Annotated in this window: 16 protein-coding genes; 5 read left to right on the forward strand and 11 right to left on the reverse strand. The window is 63.1% G+C overall.

What is annotated here, in order from left to right:
- Positions 1 to 38: 38 nt before the first annotated feature.
- The gene (locus LB569_RS26090) at positions 39 to 1,631 is read right to left on the reverse strand and encodes a peptide ABC transporter substrate-binding protein (protein ID WP_140709747.1); all 1,593 of its coding nucleotides are present in this window, start codon (positions 1,629 to 1,631) and stop codon (positions 39 to 41) included.
- A gap of 283 nt (positions 1,632 to 1,914) precedes the next feature.
- Between LB569_RS26090 and LB569_RS26095 the strand changes: the two genes are divergently transcribed.
- Both LB569_RS26095 and LB569_RS26100 read left to right on the forward strand, forming a co-directional pair.
- The gene (locus LB569_RS26095) at positions 1,915 to 2,361 is read left to right on the forward strand and encodes a TadE/TadG family type IV pilus assembly protein (protein WP_224694637.1); all 447 of its coding nucleotides are present in this window, start codon (positions 1,915 to 1,917) and stop codon (positions 2,359 to 2,361) included.
- Positions 2,361 to 4,130: a pilus assembly protein TadG-related protein gene (locus tag LB569_RS26100; protein ID WP_224694638.1), complete on the forward strand. Its 1,770-nt coding sequence runs from the start codon at positions 2,361 to 2,363 to the stop codon at positions 4,128 to 4,130. The genes LB569_RS26095 and LB569_RS26100 overlap by 1 nt, the downstream gene beginning before the upstream one ends.
- Before the next feature lie 15 nt (positions 4,131 to 4,145).
- Here the strand turns inward: LB569_RS26100 and LB569_RS26105 are convergent, their stop codons facing one another.
- The 10 genes from LB569_RS26105 to LB569_RS26150 all read right to left on the reverse strand — a co-directional run bounded on the left by LB569_RS26105 (position 4,146) and on the right by LB569_RS26150 (position 20,431).
- Complete coding sequence (locus tag LB569_RS26105) at positions 4,146 to 5,777, reverse strand: alpha-glucosidase family protein (RefSeq protein ID WP_224694639.1); 1,632 nt, start codon at positions 5,775 to 5,777, stop codon at positions 4,146 to 4,148.
- A complete protein-coding gene (gene glgX, locus LB569_RS26110; protein ID WP_224540861.1) occupies positions 5,777 to 7,774 on the reverse strand; it encodes a glycogen debranching protein GlgX in 1,998 nt (665 codons plus the stop codon). Before glgX ends, LB569_RS26105 begins: the two co-directional genes overlap by 1 nt.
- A gap of 259 nt (positions 7,775 to 8,033) precedes the next feature.
- The gene (locus LB569_RS26115; protein WP_224694640.1) at positions 8,034 to 9,662 is read right to left on the reverse strand and encodes an alpha-D-glucose phosphate-specific phosphoglucomutase; all 1,629 of its coding nucleotides are present in this window, start codon (positions 9,660 to 9,662) and stop codon (positions 8,034 to 8,036) included.
- Positions 9,663 to 9,665: 3 nt separating this feature from the next.
- Positions 9,666 to 11,129, reverse strand: a complete 1,464-nt coding sequence (gene glgA, locus LB569_RS26120; protein ID WP_224694641.1) for a glycogen synthase GlgA — start codon at positions 11,127 to 11,129, stop codon at positions 9,666 to 9,668.
- A gap of 19 nt (positions 11,130 to 11,148) precedes the next feature.
- Complete coding sequence (glgC, locus tag LB569_RS26125; protein ID WP_140710797.1) at positions 11,149 to 12,414, reverse strand: glucose-1-phosphate adenylyltransferase; 1,266 nt, start codon at positions 12,412 to 12,414, stop codon at positions 11,149 to 11,151.
- A 47-nt stretch (positions 12,415 to 12,461) separates the two neighbouring features.
- Positions 12,462 to 14,675 carry a 1,4-alpha-glucan branching protein GlgB gene (gene glgB / locus LB569_RS26130; RefSeq protein ID WP_224694642.1) on the reverse strand — a complete coding sequence of 738 codons (2,214 nt, stop codon included), beginning with the start codon at positions 14,673 to 14,675 and terminating at the stop codon, positions 12,462 to 12,464.
- A gap of 174 nt (positions 14,676 to 14,849) precedes the next feature.
- Positions 14,850 to 17,312, reverse strand: a complete 2,463-nt coding sequence (locus LB569_RS26135; RefSeq protein WP_224694643.1) for a glycogen/starch/alpha-glucan phosphorylase — start codon at positions 17,310 to 17,312, stop codon at positions 14,850 to 14,852.
- Positions 17,313 to 17,445: 133 nt separating this feature from the next.
- The gene (locus tag LB569_RS26140; RefSeq protein WP_224540872.1) at positions 17,446 to 18,228 is read right to left on the reverse strand and encodes an ATP-binding cassette domain-containing protein; all 783 of its coding nucleotides are present in this window, start codon (positions 18,226 to 18,228) and stop codon (positions 17,446 to 17,448) included.
- A 2-nt stretch (positions 18,229 to 18,230) separates the two neighbouring features.
- Entirely contained in the window at positions 18,231 to 19,292 is a 1,062-nt protein-coding gene (locus LB569_RS26145) for an ABC transporter permease (RefSeq protein ID WP_140710792.1), read from the reverse strand.
- A gap of 161 nt (positions 19,293 to 19,453) precedes the next feature.
- Positions 19,454 to 20,431 (reverse strand): sugar ABC transporter substrate-binding protein, encoded by a 978-nt coding sequence (locus LB569_RS26150; protein ID WP_224540954.1) that lies wholly within the window; start codon positions 20,429 to 20,431, stop codon positions 19,454 to 19,456.
- Between the two features lie 267 nt (positions 20,432 to 20,698).
- Between LB569_RS26150 and LB569_RS26155 the strand changes: the two genes are divergently transcribed.
- The 3 genes from LB569_RS26155 to LB569_RS26165 are packed head-to-tail and all read left to right on the forward strand — an operon-like array spanning position 20,699 to position 23,292.
- On the forward strand, positions 20,699 to 21,925 hold the full coding sequence (locus LB569_RS26155) for an ROK family protein (protein ID WP_224694644.1): 1,227 nt from the start codon (positions 20,699 to 20,701) through the stop codon (positions 21,923 to 21,925).
- On the forward strand, positions 21,926 to 22,372 hold the full coding sequence (locus tag LB569_RS26160; protein ID WP_140710786.1) for an RbsD/FucU family protein: 447 nt from the start codon (positions 21,926 to 21,928) through the stop codon (positions 22,370 to 22,372).
- A complete protein-coding gene (locus LB569_RS26165) occupies positions 22,369 to 23,292 on the forward strand; it encodes a carbohydrate kinase family protein (RefSeq protein WP_224694645.1) in 924 nt (307 codons plus the stop codon). Before LB569_RS26160 ends, LB569_RS26165 begins: the two co-directional genes overlap by 4 nt.
- The last annotated feature ends 177 nt before the right edge of the window (positions 23,293 to 23,469 follow it).

The raw sequence follows: 23,469 nt of genomic DNA on the forward strand, positions 1-23,469 counted from the left end.
CGGCCGCGCCGGGGGGGGCGCGGCGGCTTGGCCAGGGATCAGTCCTTGCTGACGAAGCGCGACGGATGCACGTCCATCACATTGTCGACGAAGCCATGCAGCTTCGAGGAAACGATGTCGTGATAGCTGTAGTAGAGAAGCGGAATCTGGCCTACGTCGTCGATGAGGATGCGCTCGGCCTCGGAGAGGTCCTTCATGCGCTCTTCAGGCTTGCCGCCGGCGGCAGCGGCCTTGTCCATTGCCGCTTCGTAGGCCGGGCTGTTGTAGTTCGAATAATTGTTGCCGCTGGCCTTGCGCGTGATGCCGAGGAAGGTTTCCGGATCCTTGTAGTCGGCGATCCAGGCGGCACGCGCCACGTCATAGTCGCCCTTCTGCTCGAGGAAGGAGTAGTGGGTCTTGGTGTCGGTGTTGAGCAGCGTGACGTCGACGCCGAGCGGCTTCAACTGTTCCTGGATGGCCACGGCGGTGTTCTTGTGGTTTTCCGAGGTGTTGTAGCGGATTTCCATCTTCAGCGGGTGCTCGGGCGTGTAGCCGAGCTTCTCGAGGATCTTCTTGGCCGCGTCCTCACGGTCGATTTGCGGCATGTCGGCGTATTTGGCCATTGCGGGCGTGTAGCCCTCGATGCCGGGAGGCACCATCGAATAGCCGGGCAGCATCGAATTCTGCCAGACCTTCTCGGCGATGAAGTCCCGGTCGATCGCCATCGAGATGGCGTTGCGCAGCTCGGGATTGTTCCACGGCGCCTTGTCCGTCTTGATCGCATAATAGTAGGTGCCGAGATAGGGACCGACATGGATCTGATCGCCGAACTTGGTCTTGAGGTCGGCCAGCTGTTCGGTCGGCAGATCGTCATAGCTGTCGAGTTCGCCGGCCTCGAAGCGCTTCATTGCCGACGAGCGGTCCTCGGTCGGGATGTAGTTGACGACGTCGAACTTGACGGTCGCGGCGTCCCAGAACTTCGGATTCTTGACCAGTTTCATGTGGTCGTTGGGAACCCATTCGGCCAGCGTATAGGCGCCGTTCGAAACCAGATTGCCGGGCTTGATCCAATCGGCGCCGAGCTTCTCGATCGAGGCCTTGCTGACCGGATAGGTCGCCTGGTGGGTCAGCATCTCCAGGAAGTAAGGCGTCGGCGCCTTCAGGGTCACTTCCAGGGTGTTGGCGTCGATCGCCTTGACTCCCATGTCCTCGGGCTTGCCCTTCTTGGTGTTGACGTCCTCCGCACCCTTCACCGGATACAGCATCGAGGCGTATTCGGCGCCGGTCGCCGGATCCTCCAGCCGGTGGAAGGCGTAGACGAAGTCGTCCGCCGTCACCGGGCTGCCATCCGACCACATGCCGTCCTTGCGCAGCTTGAAGGTATAGACCGTACCGTCATCCGATACCGTCCAGCTTTCAGCTGCACCCGGGATGAGGTTGGCCTTCTCGTCCTGCATGACCAGTCCCTGGAACAGGTCACGCAGCACGTTGGCTTCATAGACCGTCGAGGTCTTGTGCGGGTCGACCGACTCCGATTCAGCGGCGGTGCCCCTGTTATAGACCGTCTCGGCAAAGGCCGGCGTCAAGAATGTGCCGGCAGCCAAGGTCATGGTCGTGGCGAATACCGTCGCCCTCAACATGTTTTTCAGCATGAAGTTCTCCCTGTCGGCGCTGCCATCGGCGCGCCTTTGCGTGTTGACGCCCCGGAACCGATGTCTGGCTCCTTTGGGCGTGCCGTCGGTTCCCTCCGGCGGCTGGTGGCAGGAGACTAGACAGGAGGTAAGCTCTTTTCAACCGAGTACTGATTGACCCTAAGTCAATCCCTCTTGCCGAGATAGCAACCGCTAAATTAGGGACTCATTTTCAATCGACCACACCTTTTGGTTGTGCCTAGGGTTTTCGCTTTCTGCATGCGAACTTGGGCATGTTGGGGCCATGGTTCACAACCTCACTTCCAAGGCTCGTAGGCGCCAGTTCCGATCAGACAATTCGGGAACTTCAGCGATCGAATTCGCTCTCCTGTCGCCGATCTTCATGCTTCTTTTGCTCGGCATGGTTGCATATGGCATCTATTTTGGGGCCGCCAACTCGATCCAGCAAATTGCAGCCGACGCCGCCCGGACGGCTATTGCGGGGGTGAACCAGACCGAGCGACAGACGCTCGTGGCCAGCTATCTCACCAACAACGCCGGCGGCTATCCGTTCGTGGACGCCAGCAAACTGACCTATCAGGCCAACGACAGCGTGGCCGACGGAAGCCAGTTCGTGGTGTCGGTCTCATACGACGCCCGCAACTTGCCCATCTGGAATCTGTTCCCGGGCGTAGCCATGCCAGGGACGACCATCAGGCGTCAGTCAACGATCAGGGTCGGGGGTATCTGATGCGACAGCGGGCGGGCAGGGACATCGGCCGGCTTGCACGGACGATGATGGGAGACAGGAAGGCTAACTTCGCCGTCATGACCGCCTTGAGCGCTCCGGTTGCATTGGCCCTGGCCGCGGTGGCCATTGACGAAGGCTCCATCTACACCGAGCGCCGGGAAGCCCAGGCGATGGTGGACCTGGCCGCGATCACCGCCGCCTCGAACATCAACAACGTCAACACGGCCGTGGTCACCACCCTTACCGACAACGGCATGCCGGGCGTCGTCGTTCAAGCTTCGGGCCAGACCATTACCCCGGCCGTCGGCAAAACGGTGGTGACGGTCACGCAGGGCCGGTATGCATCATCGACCGCCAATGTCAGCCAGCGCTTCCAGGCGGGCGTGACGCCCTACAATGCCGTCCGGGTCACTTTGGCGAAGATCCCCAACCGCTATTTCGCCAGCTCGCTGATCCCCACGCCGGTCATCGGCACCCAAGCCATCGCCAGCAATACGCCGCAGGCGACATTCTCGGTCGGGTCAAGACTGCTCAGCGTCAATGGCGGCATTATCAACGCACTTTTGAGCGGACTTCTCGGCGGCAACATCTCCCTCAGCGTCATGGATTACAACGGGCTGGTCTCGGCGGATGTCAGCGTGCTTTCCTTCATCAGTGCGCTGGGCACGCAATTGAACATCACGGCCGGCACCTATTCGGACGTTTTGGCCTCGAAGGCGACCGTCGGCCAGATCGCCACTGCCATGGCCAATGTTCCCGGCCTCGGCAATACGGCAAAGGTCGCCCTGCAGACGATCGCCTCCAAGTCTACCAGCACCGTCAAGATCCCGCTCAGCAGTCTTGTCGACCTTGGATCCGTCGGCAGCCTGGGCCTCGGACAACAGCCGACCGGCCTTGGCGTCGATGCAAGCGCCATGGGAATGCTGACCGCGGCGGCCGTGCTCGCCAACGGCACCAACCAGGCCGCGGTCGATCTCGGCGCCACCGTCCCGGGATTGCTCTCCACCAAACTCGACATCGCCATCGGCGAACCGATGCAATCCTCGCCCTGGCTGGCGATCGACGGTATCGGCTCCGTGGTTCGGACCGCCCAGACGCGCATCAAACTCACGGCCTCCGTCGGTATCGGCACGCCCGGCCTCGGCGGCGGCATCAGTCTGCTGGCCGTCAATCTGCCGCTCAATGTGGAAGTCGCCTATGCCGAGGCCAAGCTGACCGACATAAGTTGCCCGACAGGGCCATCCAGCATCAACGTCTCCATCGCCGCGCACCCCGGCATTGCCCAGTTGAACCTGGCCAACAGCAACAACCCCTCCGGCTTCGCCGATTTTAGCCACCCCCAGACTTTCACTGATGCGAACATCGCCGATGTGAGCCTGAAGCTGTTGTTGATCAACATCCCGCTGATCCAGGTGACGGGTTCGGCCGCCACCGCGATCACCAACAACAGCCCGCAGACCCTGACATTCAACGCGACCGACATCGCCAACAAGACGATCAAGACCGTTTCGACGCGAAACATCTCGCAGTCGCTCACCACGTCGCTGATCAGCAACCTGTCGCTTTCGGTCAATGCGCTTGGTTTGGGCATCGATCTGACCGCCCTGCTCGGAGCTGTCAAACCGGCGGTGGTGGCTCTGCTCAACACTGTAACAGCGCCCGTTGACGACTTGCTCTACAATGTGTTGTCGGCACTTGGCGTCGGTGTCGGCCAGGCCGACGTGCGCGTCACCGGGGCGACCTGCGGGCGGGCGGTGCTCGTCCAGTAGAACCTGAGAGACCGGTCAGCCGACCTGACCGAGGAAACAGCCCAGCGTTGGCAGTGAGACCTCGCTGTCCCCGACAGCGGCGCCGGCTATGGTTGCGGCGACACTTCCGACATCCGCGGGTACTCGCCAAGTCACCGGTTCCCCCGCGAAATTGAAGACACACAGCAGCCTCTCCCCGCCATTTTCGCGGATGAAGGCGAGCACGTCGCCTTCAGCGTCGAGAAAGCGGATCGAACCGCTGATCAGCGCCGGATGCCGCCTGCGCAAGGCGAGCGCCGAGCGGTAGGCCGACAGCACGGATTGCTCCTCGCCGTTCTGCACATCGACTGCCCGGGCGCGATGGCTTGCCGGCACAGGCAGCCATGGTTTTGCGGTGGAAAAGCCCGCATTGTCGGCGCCGGCCTCCCAGACCATCGGCGTGCGGCAACCATCCCTGCCCTTCACGCCCGGCCAGAAACGGATGCCGACAGGATCGCGCAGATCCTCATAGGCAAGCTCCGCCTCCTCAAGGCCGAGCTCCTCGCCCTGGTAGAGGCAGATCGAACCCCGCAGGCAAGACAGCAACAGGATCGAGAATCTGGCCACGGCGTCGGGATCGCCATCCGGCCGCGTCCAGCGGCTGACATGGCGCACCACGTCATGGTTGGAAAACGCCCAGCAGACCCAGCCATCGACAACCGCGCTTTCGAAGGCCTCGACGCAGCCGCGCACATGCGCGGCCGAAAATTGCGAGCCGAGCAGGTCGAACGTGTAGCTCATCTGAAGCTTGTCGCCGCCGGAGGTGTAGGCGGCGAGCGTCTGCAGCGAGCGGCCTTCATCGCCGATCTCGCCGACAGCGGCGCGGTCGTCATATTCGTCGAGCAACGCACGAAAGCGCCGCAGGAAGGCCAGGTTCTCCGGCTGCGTCTTGTCGAACAGATGCTCTTGATAGAGGTAGGTGTTGGTTTCCGTGTTGGTGCCGGCGACGCTCGAGGCCAAGGGCGGATTGCCGCGCAGCCAACGATCGTGGACATAGTAGTTGACCGTATCCAGCCGAAAACCGTCGACACCGCGATCGAGCCAGAACCGCACCGTGTCCAGCAACGCGTCCTGGACCTCCAGATTGTGGAAGTTCAGGTCCGGTTGAGCGGCGAGGAAATTGTGCATGTAATATTGCCGGCGGGTCGCGTCCCACTCCCAGGATGGCCCCCCGAAGACCGACAGCCAATTGTTGGGCGCGCAGCCGTCAGGCCTGGCGTCGGCCCAGACGTACCAGTCGGCCTTGGCGTTGTCGCGGCTGGTGCGGCTTTCGATGAACCATTCATGCTTGTCGGATGAATGCGACAGCACCTGGTCGATGATGATTTTCAGGCCGAGCCGGTGCGCCTCGGCGATCAGCGCATCAAAATCCGCCAATGTGCCGAACATCGGGTCGACATCGCGATAATCCGACACGTCGTAGCCCATGTCGGCCATCGGCGACTTGAAGAAGGGCGACAGCCAGACAGCATCGACGCCGAGCGAGGCGATATGGGCGAGCCTTGACGTGATGCCGCCGAGATCGCCGCTGCCGTCGCCGGTCGTGTCCTGGAACGAGCGTGGATAGACCTGATAGATGACGCAGCCTCGCCACCACTCGGCCCCCTGCCTGGCATTGTCGTCAGCCATTATGAACCCTTCCCGGCGCCACCGTTTCCGGTCCGGCCGTCGATCATGAAATTGACGCTACGGCCCGGCAACGGACGCAGAAGGTCGATCGCCTGTGTCTCGATTGCCGGGCGCCACTGGAAGCCATCTCGCGCCGGCAAGGTGAAGACGCATTGGCGGCGGTCACCATTGATGATGATGGCAAGCCTGCCGTCCTCGCCGCCAAGCAGCATGACGAGGCGATGCCGGCCGGGGTCGTTCCAATCGGTCTCGCCGAGCGGAGCGCCCGTCTCGCTCAGCCACGAGACATCGGGGATGTCGGACGCGCTTGACGGTTGCCCGGTCAGGAAACGCGTATCCGACAGCATGGGCACCGCGCGCCGAAGCGCGGCAAGCGCCGACACATATTGCTCCAGTTCGAGGCTCCGCCTCGCCCAGTCGAGCCAGGTGATGGCGTTGTCCTGCGCATAGGCATTGTTGTTGCCTTGCTGCGTTCTGCCGAACTCGTCGCCTGCCGTCAGCATGATGGTGCCGCGCGAGGCGAACAGAGTGGCGAGCAGCGCGCGCTGGTCGTCGAAGCGCGCCTTGCTGATCGCTGCTTCGTTCGTGTCCCCCTCGACGCCATTGTTCCAGGACAGGTTTTCGTTGTGGCCGTCACGGTTCTGCTCGCCATTGGCCGCGTTGTGCTTGCGCTCATAGGCGACGATGTCGGCCAGCGTCATGCCGTCATGGGCGGCGATGAAGTTCACACTACGGCTTGCCGGCTCCCCTGCCCTGTCGAACACGTCGGACGAACCGGCAAGGCGCGTGGCGAGAGCACCGATCATGCCGGCATCGCCGCGCCAGAAGCGTCTGACATCGTCGCGGTAGCGGTCGTTCCATTCCAGGTATGGCGCCCGGAAATTGCCCAGTTGATAGCCGTTTGCCCCGATGTCCCAAGGCTCGGCGATCAGCACGCGGTCGGCAAGCACCGGATCATGGGTGACGGCCTGGAGCAGAGGTGCTTGCGGATCGAAGGCGCCATCGACGCGGCCCAGCACCGGCGCCAGGTCGAAGCGGAAACCGTCGACGCCGGCCTTGCGCACGAAATGACGCAGCGTGTCGAGCACCATTTCGCGCACCACCGGATGATCGCAGGCGATCGTGTTGCCGGTGCCGGTGTCATTGACCAGCCCGCCATCTTGCCGGTGCCTGTAGTAGGCCTGGTTGTCGAGGCCACGCAGCGAAAGCGTTGGTCCCAGCCGGTCGCTTTCGCCCGTATGGTTGAAGACGAGGTCGAGAATGGTGCCGATACCAGCCTGACGTAACGCCGCAACGGTGTCGCGCAATTCAGCCAGGCCGCCGGATGCGAGGCGCGGGTCGAGCGCCATGAAGGTAACGGGATTGTAGCCCCAGGCGTTCCTCAGGCCGAGCGGCGGCAGATGCCGCTCGTCGATCGAAGCCGTCACCGGCATCAGTTCGACGGCGGAAACACCGAGCTTTTGCAGATGCTCGATGATGGCCGGATGGGCAAGCGCGGCGATCGTACCGCGCATTTCTTGCGGCACATCCGGATGCAGCCTGGTGAAGGCGCGCACGTTCAGTTCGTAGATCAGGCCGCCCGGACGAAACAGTGGCGGCAGGGTCGTCGGAACCGTCGGCAAGGCTTTGGCCACGGTCTTGGGCATCAGCGACGCGGTATCGGCGCCCTCATTGCGCCGCGCGGCGAGCCGCCAGTGATAGGCGTAAGGCCGGTCGATTTCGACTGCATAGGGATCAACGAGCAGCTTGTCGGGGTCGAACCACAGCCCACGCTCGGGTGCATAGTCGCCGTCGGCACGCAGGCCGTAGCGCGTGCCCTCGGCCAGGCCGGCGACGAAGAGCGCGTGCACGCCGTCGCCTTCCGGCTTCAGCTCAAGGCGATCGCGTTCGCGGTTGCCCTGCTCGTCGAAGATCGAGACCCAGAGGCGGCGGGCCGACGAGGTCCATGCGGCAAAGCGGATGCCTTCGGGAGTGATGGTGGCGCCGAGGTGGGTCAAAGGTGTCGGCCTTGTCGGGTCTTGCAAACGTTGGAGATTAGCCGAGCCCTCCCCGACTTCGTCATCCCTGGGCGAAGCAGGTGCGAAGCTCCGTCGCGGAGACCCTGGGATCCATGCCGTGACCTTAAACCAAGGGCCAGGCCGAGCAGGGCGTCGCACCGTGACAACGCCTTGATGTCACGGCATGGATCCTCCGGTCTACGCCGCGTCGCTATGCTCCTTGCTCCGCCCGTGGATGACGAAGCCATGGCGGCCACCCTCAAGTAATCACGCTTGGTTTGTTGCGACCGGTATGGCTCTTGATGCCGGCGATGTCATCGGCCGCTGAAATCAGGTCGGCGAGCGCCACCTGCGTGTCGAGGTCGTGCCTCGCTTTGTCCGGTTCGTAGCGCTCGATATAGACGCGCAGGGTCGCGCCAGAAGTGCCGGTGCCGGAGAGGCGGAAAACGACGCGCGAGCCACCTTCGAACAGCACCCTTATGCCCTGGTGCTCGCTGGTCGAGCCGTCGACCGGATCGTGATAGGCAAAATCGTCGGCATTGGCGATCTTCAGGCCGCGCACGCTGGTGCCGGGCAGCGAGCCGAGCTTGGCCCTGAGTTCGTCGACCAGCGCATTGGCGCGGTCGCTCTCGACCTCCTCGTAGTCGTGCCGCGAATAATAATTGCGCCCATAAGTCGCCCAGTGTTCGGTGACGATCTGCTTGCAGCTTTCGCCGCGCGCCGCCAGGATGTTGAGCCACAGGAGCACCGCCCATAGTCCGTCCTTTTCGCGGACGTGGTTGGAACCGGTGCCAGCGCTTTCCTCGCCACAGATCGTCGCCATGCCGGCGTCGAGCAGATTGCCGAAGAACTTCCAGCCGGTCGGCGTCTCGTAGATGCCGATGCCGAGCGCGTGGGCGACGCGGTCGGCCGCGCCGCTGGTCGGCATCGAGCGGGCAATGCCCTTCAACCCGTCCTTGTAGCCCGGCGCCAGGCGGGCATTGGCGGCGAGCATGGCCACCGAATCCGACGGGGTGACGAAAATACCCTTGCCGATGATCAGATTGCGGTCGCCGTCGCCGTCGGAAGCAGCGCCGAAATCCGGTGCATCCGGTCCCATCATCTCGTCATAGAGGTGCTTGGCATGGACCAGGTTGGGATCGGGGTGATGGCCGCCGAAATCGGGCAGCGGTTTGAAATTGCGGCAAGTTCCGTTCAGGGCGCCGAGGCGGTTTTCCAGTATTTCCTTGGCATAGGGTCCGGTCACCGCATGCATGGCGTCGAAGCGCATGCGGAAACCCGACTTGAACAGTTTGCGCAGCGCGTCGAAATCGAACAGGCTTTCCATCAGTTCGGCATAATCGGTGACCGGATCGATGATCTCGACGGTCATGCCGCCGGCCTTGACGGTGCCGACCGTATCGATGTCGATCGGATCGATGTCGGCGATCTTGAAGCTCGAAATCACCTTGGTCTTCTCGAAGATCGCGTCGGTCAGCTTTTCCGGCGCCGGGCCGCCATTGCCGGCATTGTACTTGATGCCGAAATCCTCATGCGGCCCGCCGGGATTGTGGCTGGCCGACAGGATGATGCCGCCGAAGGTCTTGTATTTGCGGATGACGTGCGAGGCAGCCGGCGTCGACAGGATGCCGCCCTGCCCGACCATCACCTTGCCGAAACCGTTGGCAGCGGCCATGGCGATGGCCTTCTGGATGACCTCGCGGTTGTAGAAGCGGCCGTCGCCGCCGATCACCAGGGTCTTGCCGGCAAATCCGTCGAGCGCGTCGAAGATCGACTGGATGAAGTTCTCGGCATAGTGCTCCTGCTGGAACACTGGCACCTTCTTGCGCAGCCCCGACGTGCCGGGCTTCTGGTCGAGATAGGGCTTGGTGGGGACGGTGCGTATCATGCTTCAGGCAACCCTTTTCGAAAGCAGCAGGCGATAGAGTTCGACGTATTTTTCGGCGCTTCGATCCCACGACACATCGGTCTTTATCCCCTGGCGCTGGATGGTCTCGAAGGTTGCGGGACTGGCATGGGCGTCGGCCAGGCGGCGGATGGCGTGCAGCAGCGCGCCGCCATTGTTGGGAGTAAACTGGAAGCCGGTCGCCACGCCGGCGGCAATCGCTGCCTCATTGGCGTCGATGATGGTATCGGCGAGGCCACCGGTGCGGGCGACGACCGGCACGCAGCCATAGCGCAGGCCGTAAAGCTGCGTCAGCCCGCAGGGCTCGAAGCGCGAGGGGATGACGATGGCGTCGCAGCCGCCCTGCATGACGTGCGACAGCCCCTCATCATAGCCGACGACGACGCCGATGCGGCCACGGTGGCGCGCGGCCGCAGCCAGAAGCGCGCCTTCGAGGCCGGCGTCACCCGAGCCCAGTATGGCCAGCCTGGCGCCTGTCGCGACGATGCCGTCGACCACTGTCGCCAATATGTCCATGCCCTTCTGCCAGGTCAGCCGGCTGATGACACAGACGATCGGGCTGTCGTCACGGTCGAGGCCGAAACGGTCCTCGACGGCGGCCCTGTTGGGCGCGCGGCCCTTCAACGTTTCGGCCGTATAGGTCGATACAAGATGCTTGTCGGTCGCCGGATCCCAGATGGCGGTGTCGATGCCGTTGACGATGCCATGGAGATCGCTCGAGCGCATGTTGATGAGGCCGTCGAGGCCCATGCCGAATTCTGGCGAGCGGATCTCCTGCGCATAGGTCGGGCTCACCGTGGTGATCGCCCAGGCGGCCTGCAGGCCGGCCTTGAGGAAGCCGACACCGCCATAATATTCGACGCCGTCAAGCGCCATCGCCGCCGCCGGCAGGCCGAGCTCGCCGAAGATGCCGGCGCCGAACTGGCCCTGGAAGGCGAGATTGTGGACGGTCATCATCGACGGCGTGCCGACCGCCTTGCCATAGCGCATATAGGCCAGCGTCATCGCCGACTGCCAATCATGGGCGTGGACGACATCAGGCAGGTAGCCCGAAATGGCGCCGCCGGCGATATCGGCGCCGGCCTGGCTTAGGGCCGCGAAGCGCCGCCAATTGTCCGGCCAGTCCGCGCCCGAGGCATTGCCATAGGGCCCGCCGGGACGATCGAACAGATGCGGCGCGTCGAGCACGAACAGATCGAGCCCGGCGATCTGGACAGCATGCACCGAGGCCTTGCCACCTTGCAGCGAGGGGTACTGATAGACAGCCTTCTTTTTCTTGAAGGCGCCCATGTTCTTGAAGGCGCCCATGACGGTCGGAAAGCCAGGGATGAGCGTGCGCATGGTGACGCCCTTGGCGGCCAGCGCGATCGGCAGCGCCCCCGTCACGTCGGCGAGCCCACCGGTCTTGATCAGCGGGAAAATCTCTGGCGTGACCGACAGAACCTGCATCCGCTACACCCCCACTCCGCTACAATTTCAGCTTGTCGATCATGTCCTGGGTGACCAGACAGATGCCTTTTTCCGAAACGCGGAAGCGTTTGGCGTCGAGCGCGGGATCCTCTCCGACCACCAACCCTTCGGGTATCCTAACACCATGGTCGATAACGACGCGCTTCAACTTTGCGTTCCGGCCGACATGAACGTCGGGCAGCATGACGACTTCTTCCAGCGTCGAATAGGAATTGATGCGCGCGCCGGTGAAGATCAGGCTTTTCTTCAGCGAGGCGCCGGAGACGATGCAGTCGCCCGAGACGAGCGACGAGATGGCGGAACCGCGCCTGCCATCCTCGTCATGGACGAACTTCGCCGGCGGCTTCAATTCCGCATAAGTCCAGATCGGCCAGTCGCGATCGTAGAGATCGAGCTCCGGCGTCACATCGGTCAGGTCGATATTGGCCTCCCAATAGGCATCGACCGTTCCCACATCGCGCCAATAGGCCTCGTTCTCGGCGGTCGAGCGCACGCAGGACTTGGTGAAGCGGTGCGCGATCGCCTTACCGTGCGTGACGATATAGGGGATGATGTCCTTGCCGAAGTCGCGGCTGGAGCCCGGTTCGGCGGCGTCGCGGCGCAGCTGCTCCATCAGGAACTTGGTCTTGAAGACGTAGATTCCCATTGAGGCCAAGGCGAATTCCGGATTGCCCGGAATGCCGGGCGGATCGGCGGGTTTTTCGACGAAGGCGATGATGTTGTCCTTGGCATCGACATGCATGACGCCGAAGCCGACAGCCTCCATGCGCGGCACTTCGAGACAGCCGACCGTGACGTCGGCGCCGGCGTCGACATGCTGGCGCAGCATCAGCTCGTAATCCATCTTGTAGATGTGATCGCCGGCCAGGATCACCATGTATTCCGGGCCATAGGCCTCGATGATGTCGATGTTCTGGTAGACGGCGTCGGCCGTGCCTTCATACCATTGCGTTTCCGAGACGCGCTGGCTGGCCGGCAGGATGTCGAAACTCTCGTTTCGTTCGGGCCGCAGGAAGTTCCAGCCGCGCTGCAGGTGGCGGATCAGCGAATGCGCCTTGTACTGCGTGGCGACGCCGAGGCGGCGGATGCCGGAATTCAAGGCATTGGAGAGCGCGAAATCGATGATGCGCGTCTTGCCGCCGAAATAGACCGCCGGCTTGGCGCGCCGGTCGGTCAATTCCTTGAGGCGGCTGCCGCGCCCGCCGGCCAGCACATAGGCCATGGCGTCGCGGGCCAGCGGCTGGGTTCTTTTCAAGTCTGCCATGTATACCCTCCCAAGTTACTCAGTCTCGCCACATCCCGGCCGACGGCTCAATCGGCAACGAACTCGAGCATGATCGTCGACAGCGGCGGCAGAAGCATCGTTGCCGAGATGCTCTTGCCCTCCGCCCTTGCCTCGACCGTGCCGCCATTGCCCATGCCGGAGCCGCCATATTCGGAAGCGTCGGTGTTGATGATCTCGCGCCACTTGCCGGCCTTCGGCAGCGGCACGCGATAATTGTCGCGCGGCACCGGCGTGAAATTGGAGATGACGGCGACCGGATTGCCGCCGGGAGCGTTGCGCACCCAAGCGAACACCGAATTCTGGCTGTCGTCGACGATCAGCCAGGAGAACCCTTCCGGCTCGCAGTCGCGGCCATGCAGGGCCGGGCGCGAGCGGTAGAGATAGTTGAGATCACGCACCGTCTGCCAGACGCCGCGATGCGGCCGGAAATCGAGCAGGTTCCAATCAAGCGCGCGCGCCTCGCTCCATTCGCGGCGCTGCGCGAATTCCTGGCCCATGAACAAAAGCTTCTTGCCGGGATAACCCCACATGAAGCCGTAATAGGCACGCAAGGTCGCGAATTTCTGCCAATCGTCGCCGGCCATCTTGCCCAGCAGCGTGCCTTTGCCGTGCACGACCTCGTCATGCGAGAGCGGCAGCACGAAATTTTCCGAGAAGGCGTAGGTCAGGCCGAAGGTCAGCTCGTTGTGGTGGTGCTTGCGGAAAATCGGCTCCTTGGAAAAGTACTCCAGCGTGTCGTGCATGAAGCCCATGTTCCATTTGAAGCCGAAGCCCAGCCCGCCCTCATGGACCGGCGCCGAAACCTTCGGCCATGAGGTCGATTCCTCGGCGATGGTCATGACACCGGGATGGTGGCCGTAGACCTCCTTGTTCATCTTCTGCAGGAAGCCGACCGCTTCGAGGTTCTCGCGGCCACCTTTCTCGTTGGGGATCCATTCGCCCTGCTTGCGCGAATAATCGAGGTAGAGCATCGAGGCGACTGCGTCGACGCGAAGACCGTCGACATGGTATTTTTCGGCCCAGAACAGCGCGTTGTTGACGAGGAACGACACCACCTCGCGGCGGCCGAAATTGTAGATCGCGGTGTTCCAGTCGGGATGGAAGCCCTTGCGCGGATCGGCATGCTCATAGAGCGCGGTGCCGTCGAAATGGACCAGGCCGTGCTCGTCGACCGGAAAATGCGCCGGCACCCAGTCGAGGATGACGCCGATGCCGGCGCGGTGGGCGCCGTCGACGAAACGGGCAAATCCGTCCGGATCGCCGAAGCGGGCCGAAGGCGCGTAGAGGCCGGTGGTCTGGTATCCCCAGGACGGATCGTAGGGATGTTCGGAGATCGGCAGGAATTCGATGTGGGTGAAACCGGTCTCGACCACATAGGGGATCAGCCGCTCGGCCAGTTCATCCCATGACAGGAAGGTGCCGTCGTCACGAAGCTGCCAGGAACCGGCATGGACCTCGTAAATCGAGATGGCTTCGCGCCGGGGGTCGGCGTTGCGCCAGAAATTGCGATGCGCCTCATCGCCCCACTCGTGCGCCGGCGGCACGGCAACGACCGAGGCCGTGGCCGGGCGCAGTTCCGATTTGAACGCGAACGGATCGGCCTTCAGCGGCAATCTTACCCCATCGGGACCGATGATCTCGTATTTGTAGGGCCGGCCGGCGCCGATGTCGGGAATGAACAGCTCCCAGATGCCGGTATCGCGACGCTCGCGCATCGAATGCCGGCGGCCGTCCCAGTCGTTGAAATCGCCGACCACCGAGACGCGCCTGGCATTGGGAGCCCAGACGGCGAAATGCACGCCCGTGGCACCCTCATGCTCGATGACATGCGCGCCGAGCTTGTCGAACAGCCTGAGATGCGAACCCTCGGCGATGTAGTAATCGTCCATCGGCCCGAGCACCGGGCCGAATGAATAGGGATCGGTCAGCCACCAGTCGCCGCCTTCATTGCGCGCGTGGTAACGTAGCGGCTGGCGCTTCTTGATCGACAGCTTGCCCTCGAAAAACCCGGCATCGTCGCGCCGCGACAACGCACCGGCCTCAATGCCCGTCAGCGTATAGGCGGTGACGGATTCGGCGTGCGGAACGAAGCACCGGGCAAAGAGGCTCTTGCCAATCTCGTGGACACCAAGGATCGCGAACGAATCTCCGTGCGTACCGGCGACAATCGCCTCGACATCGCTGGCTGGCGCCAGTCCGTCCGGCCCGCTTGTCGCAGCGGTCGCGCGCGGCTTCCTCATCAGGCGGTCGCCCTCCCCGGGCACCTAGAGCCGGTTCCATCCCGACGGGATCGGGATGGGGCTCTATCTCCTTGTTTGAGCATAATCTTTTCCGAAAACCGAAGTCCAGTTTTCGGAATCATGCTTTCAGTCTTTTGTTTCAAGCCACATTGCTCGTGGTCTCATGCAATCATATCAGACGGGCACGTTCCAGATTTCTTTCGCGTATTGGCGGATCGTGCGATCGGAGGAGAACCAGCCGACGCGCGCGACGTTGCGGATGGCGCGCGCGTACCAGTCCGGGCTGTTGCGCCAGACCGCATCGACTTCGCGCTGGCAGGTGGCATAGGCGTCGAAATCCGCCGCGACCATGAACCAGTCGCTGTCGTAGAGGCCGTTGATCAGGTCGCGATAGCGATTGGGATCATCGGGCGAGAAGACGCCTGATGAAACGGCCGCGACCGCCTGCGCCAGTTCGGGGGATGCCTCGATGACGCCGCGCGGATTGTAGCCATTGTTGCGTCGATCGGCGACTTCTTCGGTGGTGAGGCCGAAGATGAAGATGTTGTCGTCGCCGACATGCTCCTTGATCTCGACATTGGCGCCGTCGAGCGTGCCGATGGTCAGCGCGCCGTTCAGCGCGAACTTCATGTTGCCGGTGCCGGAGGCTTCCATGCCGGCGGTCGAGATCTGCTCCGAGAGATCGGCGGCCGGCATCAGCACCTCGGCCAGGCTGACATTGTAGTTCGGTACGAACACGACCTTCAGCAGGCCGCGCACCGAAGGGTCACTGTTGATCACCCTGGCGACGTCGTTGGCCAGTTTGATGATCAGCTTGGCGTTGTGGTAGCTGGGCGCTGCCTTGCCGCCGAAGAATTTCACACGCGGCATCCAGTCGCGCTCGGGATGCGAACGGATCTGGTCATAGAGCGCGATCGCCTCGAGGATGTTGAGGAGCTGGCGCTTGTATTCATGGATACGCTTGACTTGGATGTCGAAGAGCGCCGAAGGATCGAGCTTGAGGCCGAGGCGGTCGGCGACCAGGTTGGCAAGCCTCACCTTGTTCTGGCGCTTCACGGCGGCGAATTTTTCGCGGAAGGCCGCGTCGTCGGCCAAGGGATCGAGCCCCTTGATCGCCTCGATGTTATCCATGAAGCGATCGCCGATCGCCTCGCGTGCAAGCCCGGTGAGGCCGGGATTGCACTGGATAAGCCAGCGCCGCGGCGTGATGCCGTTGGTCTTGTTGTTGATGCGGTCGGGGTAGAGCCGGTGCAGATCGGCGAAGACCGTCTCCTTCATCAACTCGGTATGCAGCGCCGACACGCCGTTGATCGAATGCGAACCGACAAAGGCCAGATTGCCCATGCGCACCCGGCGGTCGCCATTCTCCTGGATCAGCGAGATACGGCTGATCTGCTCGTCCGAGAACTGATCGGTGGCGCGGGCTTCGAGCAGCACCTGCGCGTTGATGGCGTAGACGATCTGCATATGACGCGGCAAAAGCCGCTCGAACAGCGGCACCGGCCAGCTTTCCAGTGCTTCGGGCAGCAACGTGTGGTTGGTGTAGCCGAAGGTGCGCTTGGTGATATCCCAGGCGAGATCGAAATCCATGCCGTGGACGTCCATCAGAAGCCGCATCAGTTCGGGCACGGCGATCGCCGGATGGGTGTCGTTGAGATGGATCGCCGCCTTGTCGGGCAGCGACTTGAGATCACCATATTGGCTCAGATGCCGCTGGACGATGTCCTGCAGCGAGGCGGTGGAGAAGAAATATTCTTGCCTGAGCCTGAGTTCCTGTCCGGCCATGTGGGAATCGGCTGGATAGAGCACCCGCGACAGCGCATCGGCCTTGTTGCTTTCGGCCAGCGCACCGATGTGGTCGCCGGCGTTGAACTTGTCGAGCCGGATCGGGTCGATCGGCATGCCGGACCACAGGCGCAGCGTGTTGACGCGCTTGGCGCGCCAGCCGGCCACGGGCGTGTCATAGGCGACCGCCAGAACATGCTCCCTCGGCTTCCAGACATGGCGTTCGAGGCGGCCATCCCTGGAGGTGATCGATTCGACCGAACCTCCGAAGCCGACCTCGAAGGAGCGCTCACGCCGCTCGAACTCCCAGGGATTGCCGTGGTCGAGCCAGGTCTCGGGCAGCTCGACCTGCCAGCCATCGTGGATTTCCTGCCGGAACATGCCGTTGGCGTAGCGGATGCCGTAGCCGTGGGCGGGGATGTCGACCGTCGCCATGCTTTCCATGAAGCAGGCGGCGAGCCGGCCGAGGCCGCCATTGCCGAGCGCGGCATCGGGCTCCAGCGCCGCCATCAGGTCGAGATCGACACCGAGCGAGGACAGCGCCTCACGCATGTTCTCCATCAGGCCGAGATTGGAAAAGGCATCGCGCATCAGACGCCCGATCAGGAATTCGAGCGAGAGGTAATAGACGCGCTTTTCCTGCTGGTCGTAGGCTTCCTTGGTCGCCTGCATCCAATGGTCGACCACGCGGTCGCGCACGACCTTGATCGAGGCGGTCAGCCAGTCGTATTGGGTCGCGACGGTGGTGTCCTTGCCGACCCTGTATTTGAGCGACATCAAGACTTCTTCGGCGAGCGTCTTGGGGTCGGGGTTGTCGAGAGTGGGGGCTTCGATCGTCATGGCGGATGTCATATCGCCTCTCGTTCGTTTGACCTGATCATACCGGCTTTCACCGTTTCGCCCAGCCCATCCTAGTGCATTGCAGCATGTTTTCAATCGATTTAGAGGAGACCCCTGTCTGCTTACCCTGCGGCACGTCGGCGTTTCAGGCCGCCAACGCGGCTTCCGGGGGCGCTTTTGCCCCTGTCATGAAGGCAACGGCATCGGACATCGTATATTGCTTGGGGTCGATGACGGCGAGGCGACGGCCGAGGCGATGGATGTGGATGCGGTCGGCCACCTCGAAGACATGCGGCATGTTGTGCGAGATGAGCACGATCGGCAGGCCGCGTTTCTTCACGTCGAGGATCAATTCGAGCACGCGGCGGCTCTCCTTGACGCCAAGTGCGGCCGTCGGCTCGTCCATGATCACCATTTTCGAGCCGAAAGCGGCCGCGCGCGCCACCGCCACGCCCTGGCGCTGGCCACCCGAGAGCGTCTCCACCGCCTGGCCGATGTTCTGGATGGTCATCAAGCCAAGTTCGGTGAGCTTGTCACGAGCCCGCTTTTCCATTGCCGGGCGGTCGAGCATGCGCAACCACTGGCCAAGGAAACCCGGTTTGCGGATCTCGCGGCCGAGGAACATGTTGTCGGCGATCGACAGTGCCGGTGACAGCGCCAGGTTCTGGTAGACGGTTTCGATGCCGGCTTCGCGGGCTTCCATCGGCGACTTGAAGGCAACGGTTTTGCCCTCAAGCCGGATTTCGCCTTCGTCGGGCACGACAGCGCCGGAAATCGCCTTGATGAGCGATGACTTGCCGGCGCCATTGTCGCCGATGACGGCAAGGATCTCGCCGGGGTAGAGGTCGAAGTCGGCATTATCGAGGGCGGTGACACGACCATAGCGCTTGACCAAGCCGCGCGCGGTGAGGATGGGTTCCTGGGTCATGACTATGCCGAAACCTTTCTGATCCATTGATCGACCGCCACGGCGCCGATGATCAACACACCGGTGAGCAGCACTTTCCATTGCGGATCGGCGCCCAGCATGTTGAGGCCCATGGAGACGACGCCGACGATCATGGCGCCAAACAGCGTGCCCAGGATCGAGCCTCGCCCGCCGAAGAGAGAAATACCGCCGATCACCGTGGCGGTAATCGCCTGCAGATTGTAGTCGGTGACGGCGGCCGACGGAGAGATCGAACCGTTGCGGCCGATGGAGACCCAGGCCGCGAAAGCGGCGATCAGCCCGGCGAGGGTGTAGACCGTCATCAGCACCTTCTTGGTCTGGATGCCGGACAGCTTGGCGGCCTCCTGGTCGTCGCCGACGGCGTAGACATGGCGGCCCCATGCCGTGTGATTGAGCACATACCAGAGGAGCAGAACCAGGGCGACCATGGCGATCACGCCAGCCGTCAGCACCGCGGTGCCGACCTTGAAGCTCAGGGCGAACAGATGCAGCAATGGCGCCTGGATGTCGACGTCCGTGTCGCGGATCGTCTCATTGGCCGAATAGATGAAGTTCGTAGCCATGACGATGTTCCAGGTGCCAAGCGTCACGATGAAGGGCGGCAGCTTCATGTAGGCGACCAGCACCCCGTTGAGCAGTCCGCAGGCGGCACCGGCCGCAAGACCGATAGCCACGGCGAGCACGCTCGGCAGGCCATAGCTGACGGCGCAATTGCCCATGATCACTGCTGAAATCACCATGATGACGCCGATCGACAGATCGATGCCGGCGGTCAGGATGACCAGCGTCTGCGCGGCCCCCAGAATACCGACAATGGCGATCTGCTGCAGGATCAGCGTCAGCGTGTAGGACGAGAAGAAACGTCCGCCGATGGTGACGCCGAAAATGATGATCGACAAAACCAGCACGATCAGCGGCACCGCCGCCGGCGTCGAATGCAGGAAGTGCTGGATGCGCCTGACTGCCGATTTGTGCTCGTCGAAAGCGGCAACGCTTGTGTCGCTGCTCGAGAGAACCTTCTCGAATTCCTGAGCTTGAGACATGTTTCCTCCCCGTAGGGTGTCAGCCAGTCGCCGACGCCCGTCCACGCCTTTCCGGTCTGTCGCCGGGATTGTTCGCGGTCACGCGACCCTATCGTCCACCCGAAGCGGTCGGGGATCAAGCCCCGACCGTCCAGGTTTCGTCGTTGCCGGTCAGACCAGCATCAGCCCCAGCACTTGGCGAGGCCTTCCTTGGTGTCGATGGACTTGACGCCCGTGGCCGGCTTGTCGGTGACGAGGTTGACGCCGGTGTCGAAGAAGTTCTTGCCCTCGGTCGGCTTCGGCTTGGTGCCGTCCTTGGCGAAAGCGGCGATCGCCTCGATGCCAAGCGCGGCCATCTGCAGCGGATATTGCTGCGAGGTGGCGCCGATGACGCCTTCGGCGACCGATTTCACGCCGGGGCAACCGCCGTCGACCGAGACGATCAGCACCTGCTTTTCAAGGCCGACGGCCTTGAGCGCCTGATAGGCGCCGACCGCGGCCGGCTCGTTGATGGTGTGGATGACGTTGATGGTGTTGTCCTTCTGCAGAAGGTTTTCCATCGCCTTGCGGCCGCCTTCTTCATTGCCGTTCGTCACGTCGTGGCCGACGATGCGCGGATCGGTCTCATCGCCGATCTTGTTGGGGTCCTTCACGTCGATGCCGTAGCCCATCATGAAGCCCTGGTCGCGCAACACGTCGACCGTCGGCTGCGAGGGGGTGAGGTCGAGGAAGCCGATCTTGGCGTCCTTGGCCTTGTCGCCCAGCGTGGCGGCGGCCCAGGCGCCGATCAGCTTGCCGGCCTCCAGATTGTCGGTGGCGAAGGTCGCGTCGGCGGCATCGATCGGATCGAGCGGCGTGTCGAGCGCAATCACCAGCAGGCCAGCGTCGCGCGCCTTCTTCACCGTCGGCACGATGCCCTTGGTGTCGGACGCGGTGATCAGAATGCCCTTCGCACCGTCGGCGATGCAGCTTTCGATCGCGGCTACCTGGCTCTCGCTGTCACCGTCGATCTTGCCAGCATAGGTCTTGAGATCGACGCCAAGTTCCTTGGCCTTGGCGGTCGCACCCTCCTTCATCTTGACGAAGAAAGGATTGGTGTCGGTCTTGGTGATCAGGCAGGCGCCGACGCCGGCGGCGGACGCGGACGAAGCGAACGCCATCAGACCCAGCGCGGCCGCCGCGAAAACGGTGGACTTCAACAGTTTTGTATTGGTCACGATTTCCTCCCAGTGGAACACTCTCGAATGCCGGCCAACCGGCACCCGCACGGCATCCAGGCGACTTCTCCCAGCGCGGATGCCCGATCAAAAAACACCAGACAAAGCCTCCTGTCAATAATTAAATCACTCTTATTTATTATTGACAGCCTTGCGCCCTTCACTCATTCTGGCCCAAAAGCATTGAGGGGAAACGACGGGAGGAACAGGGTGGAGACCGCCACTGCGAGGCAAGGTTCGCCCGAAGCGAATGAGAGCCTTATTCACCGCGGCACCAACCAGAGCGGCATGCGCGACCACAATGAGCGCCTGGTGCTTTCGCTGGTGCGCCAGCATGGCAGTCTGGCAAAGTCCGACATCGCCCGCATGACCGGACTTTCGGCGCAGACGGTGTCCGTCATCATGCGCGAGCTGGAGGAAGAAAGCCTGCTCGTGCGCCAGGCGCCGTTGCGCGGCAAGATCGGCCAGCCCTCGATCCCCATGGCGCTCAATCCCGAAGGCGCCTTCTTCATCGGCCTCAAGATCGGCCGCCGCAGCGCCGAACTCGTGCTGATCGACTTTCTCGGCAATGTGCGCTCGATGCTGCAGCACTCCTACCGCTACCCTGCCCCGCGCGAGACGGTCGACTTCGTCACGGCAGGCATGAAGACGATGCGCGGCGCGCTGACTCCGGCGCAGGACAAGCGCATTGCCGGACTTGGCATCGCCATGCCGTTCGAACTCTGGAACTGGGCCGACACCGCCGGCGCGCCGCGCGAGGTCATGGACGAATGGCGCCATCGCGACATCAGGGCCGATATCCAGGCGCAGTGCGATTTTCCGGTCTATCTGCAGAACGATGCCACCTCCGCCTGCGGCGCCGAACTGGTCTTCGGCCAGACGGGCGCGGCGCGTGACTTCGTCTATTTCTACATCGGCGCCTTTGCCGGCGGCGGCATCGTGCTCAATGGCCGGCTCTTCGGCGGCCCGACCGGCAATGCCGGCGCGCTCGGCTCCATGCCCGTGCCCGGGCCGGATGGAAAACCGACCCAGCTGATCGACGTGGCCTCGATCGCCATGCTGGAAAAAGCGCTCAATGCGCGTGGCGTCGAGGCTTCCTATCTGTGGACCTCACCCGAGGATTGGGGAGAGATCGGCGCCGAACTCGACGCGTGGATCGCCAGCGCCTCGCAGGCGCTCGCCTACGCCATCGTCGCGGCGTCCTCGGTCATCGATTTCGAGGCCGCGGTCATCGACGGCTGGATGCCGAAGGCCGTACGCCAAAGGCTGGTCGAGGCGGTCGTGACGGCAATCGACGCGATCGACGGCGAAGGCTTGAAACTTCCGGCCGTTCGCGAGGGGAGCGTGGGCATCCATGCGCGGGCACTCGGCGGCGCAAGCCTGCCGCTTTCCGAACGCTTCCTCATCGGTTCGACGACGATCGCCAGGAGCGCCTGAATGCTGATCGGCATCCCGGCGCTGCTTGGTCCGGAGCTTCTGGCGACTTTGCGGGCCATGGGCCATGGCGACGAGATTGCCCTGGTCGACGGGAACTACCCGGCGCAGGAGCAGGCAAGACGCCTCATCCGGACCGACGGCCATGCCCTCATTCCCGTACTCGACGCGATACTGACGCTGCTTCCGGTCGACGATGTCGTGCCGGAGGCGCTGTTTCGCGCCTCGGTGAAAGGCGATCCGTCGCTTGCCGACCCTGTCCATCGTGAAATGGAGGCGATCTGCGCCAAACGCGCGCCGGGACGCAAGGTGGTTGCACTGGCCGGCGCCGACTTCTATGCACGGGTCAAATCGGCGCATGCCATCGTCGCGACAAGCGAGCCGCGGCTTTACGCCAACATCATCATCCGCAAGGGCGTGATCTATCCGCCGGAGACCAGGAAGCCATGATCCTCTGCTGCGGCGAAGCCCTGATCGACATGCTGCCGCGCACCACCACGCAGGATGAGCCGGCCTTCGCTCCTTATGTCGGCGGCGCTGTCTTCAACAGCGCGATCGCGCTCGGCCGCCTCGGCGCGCCGGCCGGCTTCTTCTCGGGCCTGTCGTCGGACCTGTTCGGCGGCCAGTTCCGCGATGCGCTGGGGGCGAGCAAGGTCAGCTCGACCTACGCGCACACCTCGCCCCGGCCGACGACGCTGGCCTTCGTGCGGCTGAACAACGGCCAGGCCACCTACACCTTCTATGACGAGAACACGGCCGGTCGCATGCTGACCATCGAGGACCTGCCGCAACTGGGCGGCGAGATCGAGGCGATGCTGTTCGGCGCCATCAGCCTGATCTCGGAGCCGGCGGGATCGGCCTATGAGGAATTCATGCGGCGTGAGCACGAGGCTCGCGTGATGATGCTCGATCCCAACATCCGGCCGAACTTCATCCCCGACAAGGCCAAGCACCTCAGGCGCATCAGGGAGATGATGGCCATGGCCGACATCGTCAAATTGTCGGACGAAGACCTCAACTGGTTCGACGAGGCCGGATCGCACGAGGATGTCGTGCGCAATTGGCTCGACCGTGGCCCGAAACTGATCGTCGTCACGCATGGCAGCGAGGGTGCCGTTGGCTACAGCAAGCAGCACCGGGTCACCGTCATGCCGGAGACAGTGAAGGTGGTCGACACCGTCGGCGCCGGAGACACGTTCAACGCCGGCATCCTTGCCTCCCTGCATGAGCAAGGCCTGCTGACGAAGACGGCTATTTCCACCCTGTCCGAAGACGCTATCCGCAAAGCATTGGCGCTCGGCGCCAAGGCGGCGGCGGTGACGGTGTCACGAGCCGGCGCCAATCCCCCCTGGCGGCACGAGATCGGCTGATCGGCCCTCCGGCGCGATCACTTTATGTTTCCATGCGCTGGAAAACCGCGATAAAAGAGGCTTGTATTGTACCGCCAAGCCCGGTTTCCCGGCTTTTTGGGGCAATACGCCGGCAAAGCACGGTAACGGGCTGCGACACTTGCACTATGCGCCCGGTCCGCGGCCGGCTTTTTCAGC

This window comes from Mesorhizobium sp. BH1-1-4, assembly GCF_020165665.1.
Taxonomy (GTDB): Bacteria; Pseudomonadota; Alphaproteobacteria; order Rhizobiales; family Rhizobiaceae; genus Mesorhizobium.